Raw genomic sequence first — 18,733 nt, forward strand, 5'->3', positions numbered from 1 at the left:
CCTTCCCCGGGCTGTAACAATGCTTGCGTGGGCACCATCGATCTACCGCCGCCGAGCATCGGACCCCTGTCGCGGCTCGCGCCCAAGCCGGTCAAGTTCGTGCTCAACTGGGGCCGCCGCTACTCGCTGTGGGTGTTCAACTTCGGCCTGGCCTGCTGCGCGATCGAGTTCATCGCCACCTCGATGAGCAGGCACGACTTCATCCGGCTCGGCGTCATCCCGTTCGCGCCCGGCCCCCGGCAGGCCGACCTGATGGTCGTGTCCGGCACCGTCAGCGACAAGATGGCGCCCGCCGTCCGCCGGCTCTACGAGCAGATGCCCGAGCCCAAGTACGTGATCTCGTTCGGCGCCTGCTCGAACTGCGGCGGCCCGTACTGGGACTCCTACTGCGTGACCAAGGGCGTCGACCAGATCATCCCGGTGGACGTCTACGTGCCGGGCTGCCCGCCCCGGCCCGAGGCGCTGCTGCAGGGCATCGTCCACCTGCAGGAGAAGATCGCGGCCGAGTCGCTCGGCGACCGCTACGACGGCGGCGACGCGGTGAGCCCGCCGCCCGAGCCGCGCCCGTTCTCGGCCACCGTCCTGCGCCGCCCCCTCCAGCCGCCGCCCGCGGACCCGCCCGCCGACCCGCCCACGGACCCGCCCGCGCCGGATCCCGGCGAGGTTCCCGAGGCCGCCGCGGACGCCACGCAGCCCGTCCCGCCGCCGGTCGACCATGTGCCCGGCACGGAAGAGCAGGCCGCCGACCCGACCCGCCCGCTTCCTCCCGCCGAGCCGGCGGCCGAGGCCGAGGCCGAGGCAGGCGCCGGCGCCGCCCGTCCGGACGATGAGACCCAGCCCGTGCCGGCCGTGGAGCCGGAGGGCGAGCGCGACGACGCGCCGCCCGCGGAGGGGGCGACCCGTCCGCTGCCGCCCGTGGAGCCGGACGACGAGACGCGGCCGGTTCCGGCCATCGAGGACGAGCCGCCGGGTGAACCGGCCGAGCGGCCCCCGCACGAGCACGACCCGTCGATCATCCCCGGGCTGACCGACGACGGGAACGACGACGAGATCGGCCGGAACCGGTGAGCGCCCCGGCGGAGCTGACCGCCGCCTGGACGGACCGGTTCGGCGCGGAGGTGACCACCGAGGAGACGGCCGGCGGGCTGTCGGTCGGCGTGCCGGCGGAGCGGTGGGTGGAGGCGCTCACCTTCGCCCGCGACGACCTGGCCTGCGGCTTCTTCGACTGGCTGACCGGCGTCGACGAGCTGGACGAGGGGTTCGCCGTCGTCGTCCACGCGTACTCGCTGGAGCGGCGCCACCATCTGCTCGTCCGGACGCGGGTGCCGAAGGACGCGCCGTCCCTGCCGACCGCGACGGGCGTCTACCGGGGCGCGGGCTGGCACGAGCGGGAGACGGCCGAGATGTTCGGCATCGTGTTCGAGGGCCACCCGAACCCCGTCCCGCTGCTGCTGCCGGACGGCTTCGAGGGGCATCCGCTGCGCAAGGACTTCGTGCTGGCCGCGCGGGTGGCCAAGCCGTGGCCGGGGGCGAAGGAGCCCGGCGAGTCGGGGCACGGCGCGCCCAGCCGGCGCCGCGTCCGCCCGCCCGGCGTGCCCGACGAGGGCCCGTGGGCGGAGGTGGCGGAGCGCCGCCGTCCCGCCGCCCGCCCGCCCGAAGAGCGGGGGCCGGATGCTTGAGATCATCGGCAAGCTCGTGCTGGTCGCGGCGGCGTTCGCGCTGCTGCCGCTGCTGGTCGGGCAGGCCGAGCACAAGGTGATGGCGCACATGCAGGGCCGGCTCGGCCCGATGTACGCGGGCGGTTTCCACGGCTGGGCGCAGCTCGTCGCGGACGGCGTGAAGTTCGCGCAGAAGGAGGACGTGGTCCCGCGCGACGCCGACCGGTGGGTGTTCAAGCTGGCGCCGGGCGTCGCGCTCGTCCCGTACCTGCTGGTCCTGATCGTGGTGCCGGTCGGGCCGGGCGGGCAGGTCGCGCTGGACCTCGGCGTCGGGGTGTTCTTCGCGCTCGCGGTGATGGGCGTCGGCGTGATCGGCGCGATCATGGCGGGCTGGGCGAGCGCGAACAAGTACGCGCTGCTCGGCGGCATCCGGGTCGCGGCGCAGCTGATGTCCTACGAGCTGCCGATGGTGTTCGCGGCGTCGTCGGTGGCGATGGCGGCGGGCACGCTGTCGATGCAGGGCATCGTCGGGGAGTGGCGCTGGTGGTGGCTGCCGTGGCAGGCGATCGGCGCCGTGGTGTTCTTCGTCGCGGGCCTCGCCGAGCTGCGCCGCCCGCCGTTCGACATGCCGGTCGCCGACTCGGAGATCATCTTCGGCCCGTACACCGAGTACGGCGGGCTGCGGTTCGCGCTGTTCATCCTGGCGGAGTACGCCGGGATCGTGGTGCTGTGCGCGCTCACGACCGTGCTGTTCCTGGGCGGCTGGAAGGGCCCGTTCCTGAACACCGAGCTGGGCTGGCTCTGGACGCTGATCAAGACCGCCGTGCTGGCGTTCTGCGTGATCTGGCTGCGGGTCAGCTACCCGCGGATGCGCGAGGACCAGCTCCAGAAGCTCGCGTGGGCGTGGCTCGTCCCGCTGTCGCTGGCGCAGCTCGCGCTGACGGGCGTCCTCAAGGTCGCCTTCGCCTGAGCGTCCGCGCGGTCAGGGCAGGAAGATCGTGTACTCGGCGAGCTGCGGCGTGATCGCGGGCGGCAGGTCGCAGTCCACGGCCATCTCCTCCACGGAGACGAACGTGCCGTGCTCGTCCCGGTGCCGGACGACCCGCTCGGCCAGCTCGTCCGTCATCCCCGGCAGCGCGGCGACGATCTCCACGGGGACGTGGTTGACGTCGACGAGGCCGCCGTCGTCGTAGGCGCGGGGGACGTCCGGGCGGCCGATCCGCAGCTCGTGCGCGAGCGCCGGGTCGTCGGCGGCGATGGCGCGGGCGTCGGCGCGCAGGCTCCGCCGGTACTTGGCGTACTCGACGGCGTTCTCGTTGTGGTGGCTGCGCGGGGCCTCCCGGGGATACACGTTCCGGCGGACGGCGAAGGCGTGCGCGGTGCCCGCGGGCCACAGCGTCAGCAGCAGGATCGTGCCGAGCGCGACCAGCAGCACGTTCCCGGTGTCGAGGGCGGCCAGGACCACCGCCAGGCCGAGCCCGTAGCCGGCCGCGGCGGCCCCGTAGTTCCACGATCCGCGCTTGGCGGCGGCGTAGAGGAACGTCACGGGCGTCGCGAAACCGAGCGTGAGGAACGGCATGAGCGCCCACAGGACGCCGGCCGGCTGCGGAGGCGGCGGCGGGACCGGCGGCACCGGACGCAGCGGCGGCACCGGATATCCCCCCGACCCCCAGCTCGGAGACCGGTCCGGCCGGTCGGCCGGTGGCCCCGGGCGCGGAGGACGCGGCGGGGCGGCGGGGCGCGGCGGCGCCGGCGGACGCGGCGCAGCGGGCGGACGGGGCACAACGGTCGGGCGCGGCGCAGCAGGTGGACGGGGCGGAGCGGGTGCGCGCGGCGGGAGAGACGTGCCGCGCGGCGGCGTGAAACCGTCCGGCACCGTGGTCTCGTGCAGGGGCGTGCCCCCCGGAGGCGTCCCGCGCGAGGGCGTCCCCTCCGGCGGCGTGCCGTTCGGAGGCGTGCCGTTCGGAGGCGTGTCGGCGGGCGGTGGGCCTGCGGCAGGCGTGGCGCGCTGCGGGCGGGCATGGTCGGGGAGGGGGTCGTACTGTCCGTCCGCATGGTGGCTCACAGGGCCTCCTTGCCCGCAGGCGTACAGGAGCGTGGGCCGCGGGTGCCCACGTATCGTCCGACGAACGCGGAACCCGCCGCGTTCCACCGCGGCGTTTCGTACGCAATCATGTGACGCGTGGGACGGCTACCAGGAGGCGGGCTGGCCAAGGGGCTGGCCGTCACGTTGCGGACTATGACGCGGCGCTCCATAACGCGTCAATACCCAGAGGTGCAGCCGGATCTGCCCCCGCGCAGCCGGGGGGTGATCGCGCTGTTCGAGGAGAACTGCACCGTCTGCATGCTCTGCGCGCGCGAATGCCCCGACTGGTGCATCTACATCGACTCGCACAAGGAGACCGTCCCCGCAGAGGGCGGCGGCCGCCCCCGGGTCCGCAACGTCCTGGACCGGTTCGCGATCGACTTCGCGCTGTGCATGTACTGCGGCATCTGCATCGAGGTCTGCCCGTTCGACGCGCTGTTCTGGTCGCCGGAGTTCGAGTACGCCGAGTACGACATCGGCGAGCTGACCCACGAGAAGGAGCGGCTGCGGGAGTGGATGTGGACGGTCCCGCCGCCGCAGGCCCACGACCCGGCCGCCGAGCCGCCGAAGGAGATCGGGGCGGCGGAGAAGGCGGCCGCGCGGGCGGCGCGGCGCCCGCCGCCCGATCCGCCGGGGAGCGGCCGATGAGCGGGCAGGAGATCGTCTTCACGCTGCTCGGGGTGGTGACCGTCGGCTCCGGGATCATGGTCGTGACGACCCGGCGGCTCGTCCACGCGGCGCTGTGGCTGGTGCTGTCATTCGGCGCGCTCGCGGGCGGCTACCTCGTGCTGACCGCCGAGTTCGTCGCGTGGGTGCAGGTGCTGATCTACGTGGGCGCGGTCGTCGTGCTGCTGCTGTTCGGGATCATGCTGACGCGGGCGCCGATCGGGGACTCCGCCGACCTGGACTCCGGCAACCGGTGGGCCGCCGCGGCCGTCGCCGCCGCCACCGCCGCGGTGCTGGTCACCGTCATGGTCATGGGCTTCCGGGACGAGCGGATGCCGCTGCGCGCGGGCGGCGGATCGGCGAGCGAACTCGGCGCCAGCGTGTTCCGGACGTGGGTGCTGCCGTTCGAGGTGCTGTCGGTGCTGCTGCTGGCCTCGCTGGTCGGCGCGATCGTCCTGTCCCGCACCGACATCGGGCCGTCCCGTCCTGGGCCGGGGCCGGGGAGAGGGGACGGCTGATGCACCTGGCCTACCCGACCGTCGTCGCGGCGCTGCTGTTCTCCGTCGGCGTCTACGGGGTGCTGGCGCGGCGGAACGCGATCCTCGTCCTGATGTCGGTCGAGCTGATGCTGAACGCGGTGAACCTGAACCTCGTCGCGTTCGACATGTGGTTCCGCGACCGGCTGCACGGCGGGCAGGTGCTGACCCTGTTCACGATCGTGATCGCGGCGGCGGAGGTCGGGCTCGGCCTCGCGATCGTCCTGCTGGTGTACCGGAACCGGCAGATGGTCGACGTGGACCGGCTCCGCTCGCTGGCCGAATCCGACGACGCGGCGGATGAATCGGACGAATCGGTCGAACCGGATTCGCGGCCGGAACCGGCCGAGGAGGCGGCGCCGTGATCTGGCTCGCGTCCCTGGTGATCCTGCTGCCGTTCCTCGCCGCGTTCGCGGGCCTGCTGGGCGGCCCCTCGCTCGGCCGCCTGCTCGGCACCGGCGGCCCGCTGCGCAACGGCCCGGCGCTGATCGCCTGCGCGCCCGCCGCGGTGTCGCTCGTGCTGTCGGCGATCGTCGCGTTCGTCGTCTGGCAGGACCCCGGCGAGCGGACGGGCACGCTGGCGGTGATCGACACCGGCTCGGTGCCGATCCGCGTCGGGCTCCAGGTCGACGGCCTGTCCGCCGTGGTCGCGCTGATGGTCTGCTGCGTCGCGCTGGCCGTCCAGGTGTACTCGGTCGCCTACATGGACGGCGACCGGCGCTACTCGTCCTACACCGCGTTCATCTCGCTGTTCAGCGCCGCGATGCTGCTCGTGGTGTTCGCCGGCGACCTCCTCGTCCTGTACGCGGGCTGGGAGGTCATGGGCATCTGCTCGTACTTCCTGATCGGCCACCACTGGGAGGAGCGCGCCAACTCCCGTGCGGCCGTCAAGGCGTTCCTGGTGACGCGGCTGGGCGACGTCGGCTTCCTCATCGGGATCATCGTGCTCGGGGTCGGCACGCGCACGTTCGAGATCCACGACGTCCTCCTGCGGGTCTGGACGATGCCGGGCTCGACGCTCACCGTCGCCGCGCTGCTGCTCCTCGCCGGCGTCGCGGGCAAGAGCGCCCAGTTCCCGCTGCACACCTGGCTCCCCGACGCGATGGCGGGCCCCACGCCGATCAGCGCGCTGATCCACGCCGCCACGATGGTCGCGGCCGGCGTCTACGTCGTCGCCCGGCTGTACTGGGTGTTCGCGGCCGCGCCGGGAGCGCTGGCCGTCCTCGGCGTCATCGCGGTGATCTCGATGGTCGGCGCGGCGCTCGCGGCCCTCGCCCAGGACGACCTGAAACGCGTCCTCGCCTACTCGACGATCAGCCAGCTCGCCGTGATGGCGGCCGCGCTCGCGGTCGGCGCGAAGTCCGCGGCGATCTTCCACCTGCTGGCGCACGGCGCGTTCAAGGCGCTGCTGTTCCTCGCCGCCGGATGCGTCATCGTCACGGCGGGATCGAACCTGCTCGCGCACTACGGCGGGCTGCGGCGCGGCATGCCGATCACCTTCTGGTCGATGACGGCGGGGTTCGCGGCGCTGGCGGGCGTCCCGCCGTTCAGCGGCTGGTTCAGCAAGGACTCCGTCATCGAAGCCGCCCAGCACGCCGCCCTCCACGGCAACGACACCACCGAAGCCGGCTGGGTCGCCTACACGCCGTTGGTACCGGACCGACCCGGGCCGTCTCCGACCTGGACCTTCTCCGTGCGGCCAGAGTTCCGCACGGATATCGCCATCGGGGTCCCTGGCCGACCCTCGGGCGCGAACTTCTCCGTCGACCTGCCGTCCGGGGTGGCGTGGCTGATCTACCTGGGGTTGCTGCTGACGGTCGCGCTGACGGCGGCGTACGCGATGCGGGCGTGGTTGATGACGTTCTTCGGGGAGCAGCGCGGGACGTACGAGGTCCGCGAGCCGTCGAGGTTCATGTCGTGGACGGTGGCGGCGCTGGCCGTCCCGGCGGCGATCCTCGGGTTCTTCGGGCTCGGCGCGGACGAGCTGCGCCCGCACCTCGGCCCCGCGCTGCTCGGCATCGGGCTCCTGATCATCGGCGCGGGCGCGGTGTTCCTGCTCTGGAACCGCGATCCGGCGGCCGATCCGGCGGCGGCCCTCGGGCCGGTGCGCACGGTGTTCGCACGCGCGTTCTATGTGGACGAGCTCTACGCGATGGCGGTCGTCCGGCCCGTCCGGGCCCTCGCCCGCCATGTCGTGACGTTCGACCGGCGCGGCGTCGACGCGGCCGTCGTCGGGACGGGACGGGGCGCGCGGCGGCTCGGCGGGCTGCTGCGGATCCCGCAGAACGGCAACCCGCAGACGTACCTGACGGGCCTGCTCGCGGGCGTCGTCGTCATCACGGCCCTGGTGGTGATCTTCCGGTGATCTTCCTGTGGATGATGGCGATCCCGCTGTTCGGGGCGCTGGCGATGCTCGTCCCGGCGGACCGGTTCCTGCGCACCGGGTTCGCCGTCCGGGCGTTCGGGACGGGCGTGTCCGCCGCGACGCTGCTCGTCGCGGTGTCCGCGATGACCGCGTTCGACTTCGGCGACACCTCGCGCATGCAGCTCCAGGCGAACTGGGCGTGGGCGCCCGCGATCGGGCTGCGGTTCCACCTCGGCGCCGACGGGATCTCGCTGCCGCTGGTCGCGCTGACCGCGCTGCTGACGTTCCTGTGCTTCCTGTACACGCTGCGGCATCCGCCCGCGGGCGGGCGGATCCGGCTGCTGACCGCGCTGCTGCTCGTCCTCGAGGTCGGGCTGATCGGCACGTTCACCGCGCTCGACCTCGTGCTGTTCTTCGTGTTCTTCGAGACCGTGCTGATCCCGATGTACGCGGTGATCATGCTGTGGGGCGGGGCCGGGCGCCGCGCCGCCGCGGGCAAGTTCATCCTGTACACGCTGCTCGGGTCGGGGCTGCTGCTCGCCGGGATGCTGCTGATCGCCGTGAACGCGGGCACCCTCGACATGATCCAGCTGGCCGCGCGGCACGGCTCCGGCGTCTCCCACGGCGTCCAGGTCACCGCGTTCGCGCTGATGGCCCTCGGTTTCGCGGTGAAGGCGCCGATGTGGCCGCTGCATACCTGGCTGCCGGACGCGCATACCGAGGCGCCGACCGTCGGGTCCGTGCTGCTGGCCGGGGTGCTGCTGAAGATGGGCACCTACGGGCTCGTCCGCATCGCGCTGCCGCTGGCACCGGACGGCGCGCACGTGTGGGCGCCGTGGCTCGGGCTCCTCGCCGTGATCGGGATCGTCTACGGCGCGCTCGCCTGCCTCGCCCAGCGCGACCTCAAACGGATGATCGCGTACTCGTCCGTCGGGCACATGGGGTTCGTCCTGCTCGGCATCGCCACCCTCACCCCCGTCGGGATCAACGCCGCCCTGTTCGGCAACATCGCCCACGGACTGATCACCGGCCTGCTGTTCTTCCTGGCCGGAGCCGTCAAGGACCGCTGGGGCACCACCGACATGGACGCGGTCGGCGGCGGCATGCTCGGCACCGCGCCGCGGCTGGCGTCCGTGCTGACCTTCGCGTCCGTCGCCTCGCTCGGGCTGCCCGGCCTCGCCGGGTTCTGGGGCGAGATGCTGGCGATGCTCGGCGCGTACCGTCCGCACGCCGACCTGCCGCGCGGGGCGTTCGTCACGTTCATGGCGGTCGCCGGGATCGGCGCGCTGCTCACCGCCGGCTACTTCCTGCGCATGCTCGCCAAGATCACCCACGGGCCCGCGCCCGCCGCCGCGCCCGCCACCGCCGCACCGGGTCCGGCCGCGGTCTCCGCCCAGGAGTACGCCGCCTGGGTCCCGCTGATCGCGCTCACGCTGCTGGTCGGGCTGTGGCCGAAGACCCTGCTGGACGTGACCGCCGCGCCGGTCCGCGCGCTGTTCGGAGGCGGCTGATGATCCAGGGCATCGACTACGCGGCGATCGCGCCGCCGCTGATCCTCGCCGTCGCCGCGCTCGGGCTGCTGCTCGCCGACGCCTTCGACGTGCCGCGCCGCGTCCTCGGCCTGGTCAGCGGCGGGTCCCTGGCCGCCGCGCTGATCGCGGTGATCGTGCTGTCGGCCGGCGACCGGCGCGCCACGTTCTGCCTGCCGTCCTCCCTGCGCGGCGGCGGGCCGCGTTCCTGCTCCTACGTCGCCGACGACTTCACGCTGCTTTTCCAGGGCATCGTCCTCGCCGCCGCCGTGGTCGTCGTGCTGCTGTCCCTCCAGGAGATCACCGACTCGAGGATCCCGGCGGGGGAGTACCACTTTCTCCTGCTCTGCGCCGTGATCGGCGCTCTGTCGCTGGTCGCGGCCCGCGACCTGATCCTGCTGCTGGTCGCGCTGGAGACGCTGTCGCTGCCGGTGTTCGCCCTGGTCGGCCTGCGCCGCTACGACGGCCGGGCGTCCGAGGCCGCGCTCAAGCTCTTCCTCGTCTCCGTCGTCTCCACCGCCGTGATGCTGTTCGGCATCTCGCTGGTCTACGGGGCGACCGGGGCCATGCACCTCGACCGCATCGCGCCCGCGCTCGCCCGCGTCCCCTCCGACCTGGACCCGGTCGCCGCCGTCGGCGTCGTCCTCGTCCTCGCCGGGTTCGCGTTCAAGGTCGCCGCCGTCCCGTTCCACTTCTGGGCACCGGACGTCTACCAGGGCGCGCCGCTGCCCGTCGCCGCGTTCCTGTCCGTCGTGTCGAAGGCCGCCGGATTCGCCGGCCTCGCGATCGTCCTCGCCCTCGGACTCCCCGCGTACGGGCACGTCTGGGGACCGGTGATCGCGGTCCTCGCCGCGATCACCATGACGCTCGGCAACCTCGTCGCGCTCCGCCAGCGGACCGCGATCCGGCTGCTGGCCTGGTCGTCCGTCGCCCAGTCCGGCTACATGCTCGCGCCCCTGTCGGTCGGCTCCCACCGCCTGCCCGAGGCCGTCGCCGCCACGACCGCGTACGTCGCCCTCTACGCCGTCATGAACCTCGGCGCGTTCACCGTCGTCACCGGCTTCGCCCGCCGCGTCCTCGACGGGCCCCGCCCCACCTGGGACACCCTCGACGACTACCGCGGCCTCGCGCACCGCAGCCCCGCCACCGCGACCGCCCTCGCGTTCTTCCTCATCTGCCTCGCCGGCCTCCCGCCGGGCGTGATGGGGCTGTTCGCGAAGGTCGTCGTGTTCCGCGCCGCCGTCGCGGGCGACGTCACCTGGCTCGCCGTGATCATGGCGGTCAACACCGTCATCGGCCTGTACTACTACCTCGCCTGGGCCGTCCGGCTGTTCACCCCGCCGGCCCGCCCGTTCGCCGACCCCGCGCCCGGCTGGCCCGTCCGCGCCGCCCTCGCCGCCACCGCCGCCGGCGCGGTCGTGCTGTCCATCGCGCCCCAGATCGTCCTCCAGACCGTCACCGCCGCGACCTAACCTGGAATGGTCGCGCCGGTCCCGGGAACGTCGGGGCTGGTCACACCGTTGTCGTTCATGGGCGGACCGGACGGGAGGCGGCGCAGAGTGCGGTTCAACGGCGTCAAGACGGCGGCACTGATCGCCGCGCTGTCGGCGTTGATGCTCGCGATCGGCTGGGCGTTCGGCGGCACCGCCGGGCTCACCATCGCGCTGGTCATCGCCCTCGGCACCAACGGCGTCGCCTACGCCTTCTCCGACCGGATCGCGCTGCGCTCCATGCGCGCCCACCCCGTCGGCGAGATCGACACGCCGGTGCTCCACCGGCTCGTCCGCGAGCTGTCCACCACCGCCCGCCAGCCCATGCCGCGGCTGTACGTCTCCGAGACCCGCCAGCCCAACGCGTTCGCCACCGGCCGCAACCCGCGCAACGCCGCCGTCTGCTGCACCCGCGGCATCCTGCGCATGCTGGACGAACGGGAACTGCGCGCCGTCCTCGGCCACGAGCTGTCGCACGTCTACAACCGCGACATCCTGATCTCCTCCGTCGCCGCCGCCATCGCCACCGTGATCACCTACCTGTCGCACCTGGCGATCTTCCTGCCGATCGGCCGCGAGGACGACGACGACGGACCCGGCCTCGTCGGCGCCCTGCTGATGCTGGTGCTCGGCCCCGTCGCCGCGGCCGTCGTGCAGATGGCGATCAGCCGCACCCGCGAGTTCGCCGCCGACTCCGCCGGCGCCCGCCTCACCGGCGACCCGCTCGCCCTCGCGTCCGCGCTCCGCAAGATCGAGGCGGGCACCCAGGCGATGCCGCTGCCCCAGGACCCCGAGCTCGCCACCACCAGCGCCCTGATGATCGCCAACCCGTTCCGCGGCGCCGGCATCGGCAAGCTGTTCTCCACCCACCCGCCGACCGCCGAGCGCATAGCCCGCCTCGAACGCATGGCGGACCCCCACCAGGACCACCGCCCCCGGTGACCGCGACCGCGAGCCGTCCGATCGCGGAACCGCCGCAGCCCCGCGTGATCCCGTAACCCGCCGTCCGCTCCACCGCGTCCGCGACGCCGCCCATCCAGTTCCCCGGCACGGCCGCCGCAATAGCCCGCGCGGTCACCTCCAACAACCGCCGACCGACCTCATAGCCCAACCCGCCGCATCCGCGCCCTATGACCCGCGCCCCGCAGCCGACCGACACCAAATCGCCATCGATCAGCACCCGGCCGTCCGAAATGCCGCGAACGACCACGTCATTGACCGACACGCAAACGTTCGCTCAGGATCCGCCCGCCCACCGCGTCCAGCTCCGCCAGCGGCATGCCCGGCTCCGCCGCATCCCGCCCTGGTCCCGATCGAACCAACGAGCCCGCCGCCGCGTCATAGACCACGAGAGCGCGTCGGCCGCCTCTGCGGGGGAAGCGGCCGGCGCGCTCTCTCTGCTCTACCGGTAGTTGACGAACTGCAGGGCGACGTCGAGGTCCTTGCCCTTGAGGAGCGAGATGACCTGCTGGAGATCGTCCTTCTTCTTCGAGCTCACCCGCAGCTCGTCCCCCTGGATCTGGGCCTTGATCCCCTTCGGCCCCTCGTCCCGGACGATCTTGCCGATCTTCTTGGCGTCCTCCTGGGAGATGCCCTCCTTCAGCCCGACGCCCAGCTTGTAGAGCTTCCCCGACAACCGCGGCTCGCCCGGATCGATCGCCTTCAGCGAGATCCCCCGCTTGACCAGCTTGTCCTTCAGCACGTCGAGCACGGCGTTCGCCCGCTCCTCGGTGTTCGCCTGGATCTCGATGCTCTCCCCGGACCACTTGATCCCCGCGTCCACGTTCCGGAAGTCGAACCGGTTGGCCACCTCCTTGGCGGCCTGGTTCAGAGCGTTGTCGACCTCCTGCCGGTCGAGCTTCGAGACGATGTCAAACGAGCTGTCGGCCATCAGGCACACTTCCCCTCAGCAGCACCTTCGCGGTCCAGAGAGCGTATCGACTCGCGCCGCGCCCCCGCCGCTCCACGCCGCCCGCCTCCGATGTCACGACCACGCCCCGCGTCCGCTATTCTTTCCAGTGCCGTCGCGAGAGCGACGCCACGGCGGGTTGCCCGAGTGGCCAATGGGAGCGGACTGTAAATCCGTCGGCTTAGCCTACGCAGGTTCGAACCCTGCACCCGCCACACCACGCAGAACGGCCTCTGACCAGGCACAACGGTCAGAGGCCGTTCGCTTTTCCAAGATCCCTACCATGCAGCCAGATGCCACCGAACGCCCCCGGATGTCACCGGTCCCGGAATATACGCGGAATGAGTTCGGACGCGTTCTCGCAGGTCGCGCCAGGAAAGCCGAAGGGGCTCCGGCGCGAACCAGAGCCCCCACAGCGTAGGCGTGATCGTCGATCCGCTGGTTGGCCCGATGGTGCTGACCGAGGATGCACTTGGCGTAGCCCTGCAAGAAGGCCTGGACGCTGTGCCCCGCCCGTTCCGCGACCTCGGTAGCAGTGACCCTCACCGGGGCCAGGGCCAGCCCCGCGCATGCACGATCGCCTCCCGCAACTCGCGAGGGTTGAGCGCCTCCACGAGCCGGGCATCAGCGCCGAGCCGGACCATCGCCCACCATGATCCGGTGGCCTTGCCGTACCAGGCCCAGATGCCGGGGAACTCGCGTTCGATCTGCGCCGCGACCGGACGGCCACTGATCCCGTCCGGCAGCACCACCGGAACCGCGCCCATCACGAACCACCGCCGTCCGGCGAACCGGCGAACGGCACTGCCAGCACCCGCGTGATCCGGTCCGCCGTCGTGTCGGTGTCCAGCAGCGGGCACAGCGGCTCCAGCTCCGGCGGGGACTGGCGGGTCGGCCCCGACCACACCCACAGCCACCACAAGTTGCCATCGTGACGGCGGCACAGCACCTCTTGCCGCATGCCCGGATGCATCAACGCCCCGCACGGGTCGTCGGGGTCGGGTTCGCCGGCCGGGTTGCTCACCCGCACCGCCCCATGTCCCCACACCACCGCCTCCAGCCCGCGCTGCTTCAACGCATCCACCAGCCCCAACGCCGCCGGACGCCACGCCGTGTCCTTCAGGGGCTGCCTGCTCACCACGTCCATGACCCAACTCCCGGAGATCCAAGCGGGACCGGCGGACGAGCGGACGACGTGGGTCCCCACTCGTTCGGCACGGCCACCTCGGGGGCGAAGCGACCGCGCTATCTGGTCGCCCGGCACGCCCGCCGGGTCCCGCGGCTTCATCTACGCCGCGCGCGTCTTGCGCACCGGCGAGCACCAGCGGCACGGCGTCCGTCGCACCTGCGGACCGGGGTCACCCGGTGTCTCTACGAACGGCTTGCCGGTTCTCTGCTGCTGCGTCATGCCGACCAAGATCTGCCGAATCCCGGTCGGCGCCCATTCCCGGGCGATATCCCGTGGCGGGATATACGCTCGGCGATGACCGGTCACGCGGAGGGAGACCTGATGTCGGGACGGGCGTCAGACCCGATCGTCATCCCGGACTCACTGTGGCGGCGCCCGCAGATGGTCGAGGCCCTGACCGCCCGCGACATCCGAACCGTCTTCCACCTGTTGCGCCAGTACGCAGGCGCCAGCCAGACCCAGATCGCGATCGCCTGCGGCATGTCGCAGGGCAAGGTCAGCGAGACCATGAAGAAGGGCGGCCGCCAGGTCACCACCCTGGAGGTCTTCGAGCGCATCGCCGATGGCCTTCAGATGCCCGACCCCGCCCGCATGACCTGGGCCTGGCCCCGCGCACCCTCCCCGCGCCCAGCCCGCCGACCACCACCAACGCGACGGTCATCACACCACGGGATGCCCCCGCGGACTTGGTTCCGCCGCATTCCTGGGTTCCCTGGACGTAGATCCCGACGTCGAGGAAGGGGACCCCGTGCACCGCAGAACCTTCGGCAAGCTCGCCGGAGCCAGCGTGTTCAGCGCCATCCTCGCCGACCTACCCGCCGATGACGCACCTCTGGAAGGCGTCGAGGCATTCGCCGCCGCCCTGGCCGGATACCCCGCCATCAACGACGACCCGTCCCCGGCCGCCCTCAGCATCGCCCGCCTGGACGCCGCCGTAGCCGCAGCCAAACGCAACTACCAGGACTGCAAGTACTCCACCGTCATCAACTCCCTGCCCGCCCTGCTGGCAGACCTGCGCAACGCCTGCACCACCTACGACGCAGACGCCCGTCTCCAGGCCGAAGCGCTCTCGGCCGAGGCCCACCACGTCGCCGCGAGCATCCTGCTCAAACTCGACCACGAAGGACTTGCCTGGCTCGCAGCCGACCGCAGCATGCAGGCCGCCCGCCGCAGCCAGGACCTCACGATCATCGGATCAAGCGCCCGAATCATCACCCACGCCCTGATGAACGACGGCCACCACGGCGCCGCCACTAAGACCGCCAGCACCTACGCCGAACGCATCGACCACGACATCGACCAGCGCACCCCCGACTTCCTGTCCGTCTACGGCGCGCTCCTCCTCCGCGGCGCGGTCGCCGCCGGTCAACGCTCCGACCGGCACACCGCTGCCACCCTCCTGGACGAGGCCGAAGACGCGGGCCGCGAACTCGGAGGCGACTACAACCACCGTTGGACCGCGTTCGGCCCCACCAACGTCCAACTCCACCGCGTCAACATCGCCCTCCAGCTCGGCGACGCCGGAGCCGCCATCCAGCACGCCCGCGCCGTCGACCTGAACCGCATCCCCCTCACCGAGCGCAAAGCAACACTGCTCATCGACACCTCACGCGCCCTCACCCAGTGGGGGAAGCACGACAAGACATACGACGTCTTGCGCTTCGCTCACCAGCTCGCGCCCGAGGAGATCTCCGCGCGCCCCGCCGTCCACCGCATGCTCGGCGACCTCATGGCCACCGCCCCGCCCAGCATCAAGCGACAGCTCAAGGAGTTCACGACAGAAATCGGGGTGCGCCTGTGACCGACGCCGGAGCCGACGACGAGCGCCGCCGCGTCCTCTACATCATCGTCTGCGCAGCAGGCCCCGCCAGCGACGTCGGAAAACTCGTCACGCTCGCCCATCAACGAGGCTGGGACGTCCAGATCATCGCCACACCCTCAGCCCTGGACTTCATCGACGCTGAAGCCCTCGAAAAGCAAACCGGCCGCCCCGTCCGCAGCCACTACCGCAAGCCAGGCGAACCGCGCTCACCCAAGGCAGACGCCATCATCGTGGCCCCCGCCACCTACAACACCATCAACAAATGGGCTGCCGGCATCAGCGACACCTACGCCCTAGGCATCCTCGCCGAAGCCCCCACCCTAGGCATCCCCGTAACAGTCCTTCCCTTCGTGAACACGGCACTAGCCGCACGCCACCCATTCCAACAGAGCCTCAAAACCCTGAGAAGCGAGGGCGCAAGGGTCCTACTCGGCTCCGGAGGGTTCGAGCCCCATGCCCCCGGAACAGGCGGCAGCCAAAACGACACCTACCCATGGCAGACAGCCCTCGATGAGGCCGAGCACGCACTTCCTCCTCACTAGGAGAGCAGCCCGCATTAGTGACGCACCCGCATCGCTGCTCCCCGTCGCCCTCAAAGCCGCGGAGATAACCAGTGATCTCGTGCGGACCCGCGTCCCCGGCCTGCTCACCGCCAAGGGCGACCGCGACATGGCCACCGAGGTGGACTACGCCGTAGAATGCGCCGTCCGCGACTACCTCAAAGAGCGAACCCCCAACATCGCCATCCTCGGCGAAGAAGAAGGCATCACCGGTGACACCACCAGCGATCTCCTCTGGGCCGTCGATCCGGTAGACGGCACCGCCAACTTCGTCCGCGGCATCCCCCTGTGCGGCTTCTCCCTCGGCCTCATCGAACGAGGCCGCCCCGTCGTCGGCGTCATCGACCTTCCGTTCCTGAGCACCCGCTACCACGCCGCCCAGCACACCGGCGCCTACGTCGGAGACCGCCGCATCCAAGCCAGCATGACCACCGACCTCAAAGACGCCATCGTCGCCATCGGCGACTACGCCGTAGGCGACGGATCCGAAGCCAAGAACCCCATCCGCATCGCCCTCACCGAGCGCCTGGCCGCCAACGTCCAACGCGTCCGCATGCTCGGCTCAGCCCCCATCGACCTCGCCTGGGTCGCCGAAGGCAAGCTAGACGCAAGCATCACACTCTCTAACAAGCCCTGGGACACCGCCGCTGGCATCATCATCGCCCGCGAAGCCGGCACCAAAGTCACCGACCAAGACGGCACCGACCACACCTCCAACTCAGTAGCAACCATTGCAACTACCGCTCCGCTTGCTGAGCCGATTGAGAAGCTGATCTGCAGCGCAAAGCGAAGAGGTGATCTTAATCAATCAACGTAGGGATGTAGACTGGCCGATTTCGGGCTCAAGAAGTGCAAGAAGTGTGTTGCAGTAAGGCCCGACCGCTAAGCCTATTGGTCCATGGGGCGGAGCAGCTTAACCTCAGGGGGGAACGACACTAGTTTGTGCGGTAGGCCCGATGTCATTCGCCCAAGTGACTCCTGAGGCCAACTGGTCGCGAAAATCACTTGCGCTCCAGAGGCGGCTACTCGTGCCGCTCGCTCCAATAGTCCACGAAAGCTGATCTCTTGAGTCTCCTGTTGCCTTGGCTCATCAAACATCAACATACGAGGATGATTGGTGCCGTAGGTTATAGAGGTCTCCAGAACACCCAGAAGGTACGCCCAAATAACGCGAATCATGTCACTGGCGGACAAGTCGAATCCGAGGTCAAACCCTTCGTGAGAAGGACGGTAGGTGTCCTCCGATATTTCGACGCTTTTCGGATCAAGAGAGCTGAAATGATACTGTTGAAGTTGTGATACAACATTGCCTTGGAGGTGTTCGACCTTGCGGCGGTCCAGTGGAGACCGAACTCGGTCTGATAATTGCTTGAGGGACTGTCGGTTTTGCTGCCACGAGAGGGAAAGCTGTTGTAGTGACTGAGTCGATGCGTAAACACTAGACTGTGCTTTTCTCAATGAACTAATTTCGTCCTCAGTCTTAAGGCGCTCGGTGAGCTCTGCTACAGAAGGTGTGGCGGATGGTGCAGTCAATGCATCCTTAACTGCACGGATCTGACGACGTAGCTCGCCACTCCTCACTTGGAGGCTCTTTAGCTTGATGTTCTCGACATCAACGAGACTGGCGTAGTCATTTCGCATTGCCCTGAAGGTTGCCAACTCTGTTTCTATATAGTTAATGCTCTCTTCCACGGTCATGGGATCGTCTGTTATATCAAAACCGTCCGCGATCTCTTGCTGACAGGTAGGGCAAACAGAGTGATTGCTGAATACCGGGGTGTGATCAGAACCGAGATTGACGAGCAGTGCGGCGTCTTTATGCCTTTGCAGATCTTCTTCGAGTGCTTCGACACGGAGTTCTACACTACTGAGCCTGGCCGCTGCCTGGCGTCGTTCTGTTGCAGCCATTACGCTTGCCGAGTTCAGCTCCGTCAGATTGTCCTGTAGTTCACGAAGTTGCTCCTCCAGGACTTGCGTATTCTCGCCGACCGCTCGGACTTCTCTACTAGCGAGTTCTTGCATCCTAGACGCTAGTTGAGACAGGTGCTCATCAAGCGAAAGCCAGCTGCTACCCAAGTATACGGAATAACTTGGTGCGATTTCTTCAGTGCCAGCACCTCGTGGGCTACCCGGAATTCCTTTCACTGCGATCGAAGCGGCGTCGGCGACACTGCTAACCGCGGCCACAGTTTGACGCCACTCGGCTTCGATAGCGGCACCCGCTGATTCGAGTCTCTGACGCTGAAGCACGTAGCTGTATTCGTCCAGGGAAAGAATGAATTCTGCTGCGCGACGAGTAACATCACGAATCCCAAAGTAGGTGGGTATTCGTGCTTGCACGCCTGACCATCCATGCTTCTGTTCGACGTAGAAGAAAGGAAAAAGGCACTCTAGATAAAGCAGTCCTTCGCTTCCATCCATTCTTGATACTTGGGGCAGTTGCCACCCCAGGTATTCCGCGAACATCTTATGGAAGCCGGCCTCTCGTTGCGCTGCCCCTCTTCTTCGCACGAAGTAGTCCTGCGACGGGCCGGGGGCGACGTCTTGTGAAGTCAGAACTGGGCTACGCCAGGTCTGAATCAGGGCCCTGTCACGACTTGAACTCTTAACCGCGCGACGAACGGTTAATACCTCACCGTTCGAGTTCTCCATCTCCAGCATTACCCAAGATTCCGTGACCCGTAGTTCTTGGGCTTCTATCTTGACGGAATCTGTCATCGCATGCGCCAAAGGAATATCTCGGCGAGCGCTGAGCATTCCTTCTAGTCCCAGCGCATATATGATGGCTTGGAGGCATGTCGATTTACCGCTGGAGTTGTCGGCACGCAACAAATTTAAACCAGGAGAAAAAGGTATATCTACGCCGCACAACGGCCCTGTTGTTTGGACTCGTAGGCTAAGAGAGCGAAAGGTAAGCATGATG

At 69.5% G+C, this 18,733-nt stretch carries 18 protein-coding genes, 1 tRNA gene and 1 pseudogene; 15 read left to right on the plus strand and 5 right to left on the minus strand.

Translation table 11 applies throughout. The annotated features are described in order from the left end of the window. Positions 1 to 57 precede the first annotated feature (57 nt). From ACA514_RS16130 to ACA514_RS16140, 3 genes and pseudogenes are all read left to right on the plus strand, one after another. Positions 58 to 510, plus strand: a pseudogene (locus ACA514_RS16130) (NADH-quinone oxidoreductase subunit B); the annotation flags it as partial. A gap of 554 nt (positions 511 to 1,064) precedes the next feature. Further along, positions 1,065 to 1,679 carry an NADH-quinone oxidoreductase subunit C gene (locus tag ACA514_RS16135; protein WP_375041938.1) on the plus strand — a complete coding sequence of 205 codons (615 nt, stop codon included), beginning with the start codon at positions 1,065 to 1,067 and terminating at the stop codon, positions 1,677 to 1,679. Continuing rightward, positions 1,672 to 2,628, plus strand: a complete 957-nt coding sequence (locus ACA514_RS16140; protein WP_375041939.1) for an NADH-quinone oxidoreductase subunit H — start codon at positions 1,672 to 1,674, stop codon at positions 2,626 to 2,628. Before ACA514_RS16135 ends, ACA514_RS16140 begins: the two co-directional genes overlap by 8 nt. 12 nt (positions 2,629 to 2,640) lie before the next feature. Here the strand turns inward: ACA514_RS16140 and ACA514_RS16145 are convergent, their stop codons facing one another. Further along, the gene (locus ACA514_RS16145; protein WP_375041940.1) at positions 2,641 to 3,309 is read right to left on the minus strand and encodes a ComEA family DNA-binding protein; all 669 of its coding nucleotides are present in this window, start codon (positions 3,307 to 3,309) and stop codon (positions 2,641 to 2,643) included. A 624-nt stretch (positions 3,310 to 3,933) separates the two neighbouring features. Between ACA514_RS16145 and ACA514_RS16150 the strand changes: the two genes are divergently transcribed. The 7 genes from ACA514_RS16150 (at position 3,934) to htpX (ending at position 11,272) form a co-directional block, all read left to right on the plus strand. Further along, on the plus strand, positions 3,934 to 4,392 hold the full coding sequence (locus ACA514_RS16150; RefSeq protein ID WP_375041941.1) for a 4Fe-4S binding protein: 459 nt from the start codon (positions 3,934 to 3,936) through the stop codon (positions 4,390 to 4,392). Beyond that, positions 4,389 to 4,928 (plus strand): NADH-quinone oxidoreductase subunit J, encoded by a 540-nt coding sequence (locus ACA514_RS16155; protein WP_375041942.1) that lies wholly within the window; start codon positions 4,389 to 4,391, stop codon positions 4,926 to 4,928. Before ACA514_RS16150 ends, ACA514_RS16155 begins: the two co-directional genes overlap by 4 nt. Next, positions 4,928 to 5,311 (plus strand): NADH-quinone oxidoreductase subunit NuoK, encoded by a 384-nt coding sequence (gene nuoK / locus ACA514_RS16160; protein ID WP_375041943.1) that lies wholly within the window; start codon positions 4,928 to 4,930, stop codon positions 5,309 to 5,311. The genes ACA514_RS16155 and nuoK overlap by 1 nt, the downstream gene beginning before the upstream one ends. Next, positions 5,308 to 7,311: an NADH-quinone oxidoreductase subunit L gene (locus tag ACA514_RS16165; RefSeq protein WP_375041944.1), complete on the plus strand. Its 2,004-nt coding sequence runs from the start codon at positions 5,308 to 5,310 to the stop codon at positions 7,309 to 7,311. The genes nuoK and ACA514_RS16165 overlap by 4 nt, the downstream gene beginning before the upstream one ends. Next, positions 7,308 to 8,822, plus strand: coding sequence for a NuoM family protein (locus tag ACA514_RS16170; RefSeq protein WP_375041945.1), 1,515 nt, complete (start codon positions 7,308 to 7,310; stop codon positions 8,820 to 8,822). Before ACA514_RS16165 ends, ACA514_RS16170 begins: the two co-directional genes overlap by 4 nt. Next, positions 8,822 to 10,312, plus strand: a complete 1,491-nt coding sequence (locus ACA514_RS16175; RefSeq protein WP_375041946.1) for an NADH-quinone oxidoreductase subunit N — start codon at positions 8,822 to 8,824, stop codon at positions 10,310 to 10,312. Before ACA514_RS16170 ends, ACA514_RS16175 begins: the two co-directional genes overlap by 1 nt. Positions 10,313 to 10,399: 87 nt before the next feature. After that, positions 10,400 to 11,272 (plus strand): zinc metalloprotease HtpX, encoded by an 873-nt coding sequence (gene htpX, locus ACA514_RS16180; protein WP_375042084.1) that lies wholly within the window; start codon positions 10,400 to 10,402, stop codon positions 11,270 to 11,272. A 460-nt stretch (positions 11,273 to 11,732) separates the two neighbouring features. Here the strand turns inward: htpX and ACA514_RS16185 are convergent, their stop codons facing one another. Next, positions 11,733 to 12,221 (minus strand): YajQ family cyclic di-GMP-binding protein, encoded by a 489-nt coding sequence (locus ACA514_RS16185; RefSeq protein WP_375041947.1) that lies wholly within the window; start codon positions 12,219 to 12,221, stop codon positions 11,733 to 11,735. Between the two features lie 151 nt (positions 12,222 to 12,372). On the opposite strand from ACA514_RS16185, the gene ACA514_RS16190 reads away from it, so the two are divergent. Next, positions 12,373 to 12,454 (plus strand) — tRNA-Tyr (locus ACA514_RS16190). 327 nt (positions 12,455 to 12,781) lie between these two features. On the opposite strand, the gene ACA514_RS16195 is transcribed toward ACA514_RS16190, so the two are convergent. Together ACA514_RS16195 and ACA514_RS16200 are read right to left on the minus strand one after the other, a co-directional pair. Further along, complete coding sequence (locus ACA514_RS16195) at positions 12,782 to 13,006, minus strand: hypothetical protein (RefSeq protein ID WP_375041948.1); 225 nt, start codon at positions 13,004 to 13,006, stop codon at positions 12,782 to 12,784. Next, positions 13,006 to 13,377, minus strand: a complete 372-nt coding sequence (locus ACA514_RS16200; RefSeq protein WP_375041949.1) for a hypothetical protein — start codon at positions 13,375 to 13,377, stop codon at positions 13,006 to 13,008. Before ACA514_RS16200 ends, ACA514_RS16195 begins: the two co-directional genes overlap by 1 nt. A 531-nt stretch (positions 13,378 to 13,908) precedes the next feature. Between ACA514_RS16200 and ACA514_RS16205 the strand changes: the two genes are divergently transcribed. Genes ACA514_RS16205 through ACA514_RS16220 form a run of 4 tightly spaced genes read left to right on the plus strand, consistent with a single transcriptional unit; the run spans position 13,909 to position 16,627 of the window. Beyond that, positions 13,909 to 14,253, plus strand: a complete 345-nt coding sequence (locus ACA514_RS16205; RefSeq protein ID WP_375042085.1) for a hypothetical protein — start codon at positions 13,909 to 13,911, stop codon at positions 14,251 to 14,253. After that, positions 14,177 to 15,229 (plus strand): XRE family transcriptional regulator, encoded by a 1,053-nt coding sequence (locus ACA514_RS16210; protein WP_375041950.1) that lies wholly within the window; start codon positions 14,177 to 14,179, stop codon positions 15,227 to 15,229. Before ACA514_RS16205 ends, ACA514_RS16210 begins: the two co-directional genes overlap by 77 nt. Next, positions 15,226 to 15,792, plus strand: a complete 567-nt coding sequence (locus tag ACA514_RS16215; RefSeq protein ID WP_375041951.1) for a flavoprotein — start codon at positions 15,226 to 15,228, stop codon at positions 15,790 to 15,792. Before ACA514_RS16210 ends, ACA514_RS16215 begins: the two co-directional genes overlap by 4 nt. Next, positions 15,761 to 16,627 carry an inositol monophosphatase family protein gene (locus tag ACA514_RS16220; RefSeq protein WP_375041952.1) on the plus strand — a complete coding sequence of 289 codons (867 nt, stop codon included), beginning with the start codon at positions 15,761 to 15,763 and terminating at the stop codon, positions 16,625 to 16,627. Before ACA514_RS16215 ends, ACA514_RS16220 begins: the two co-directional genes overlap by 32 nt. A 71-nt stretch (positions 16,628 to 16,698) precedes the next feature. Here the strand turns inward: ACA514_RS16220 and ACA514_RS16225 are convergent, their stop codons facing one another. Beyond that, entirely contained in the window at positions 16,699 to 18,729 is a 2,031-nt protein-coding gene (locus tag ACA514_RS16225) for an AAA family ATPase (RefSeq protein WP_375041953.1), read from the minus strand. Positions 18,730 to 18,733 lie beyond the last annotated feature (4 nt).

The organism is Actinomadura sp. NTSP31, from assembly GCF_041951385.1.
In the GTDB taxonomy this organism is placed as follows: domain Bacteria; phylum Actinomycetota; class Actinomycetes; order Streptosporangiales; family Streptosporangiaceae; genus Spirillospora; species Spirillospora napierensis.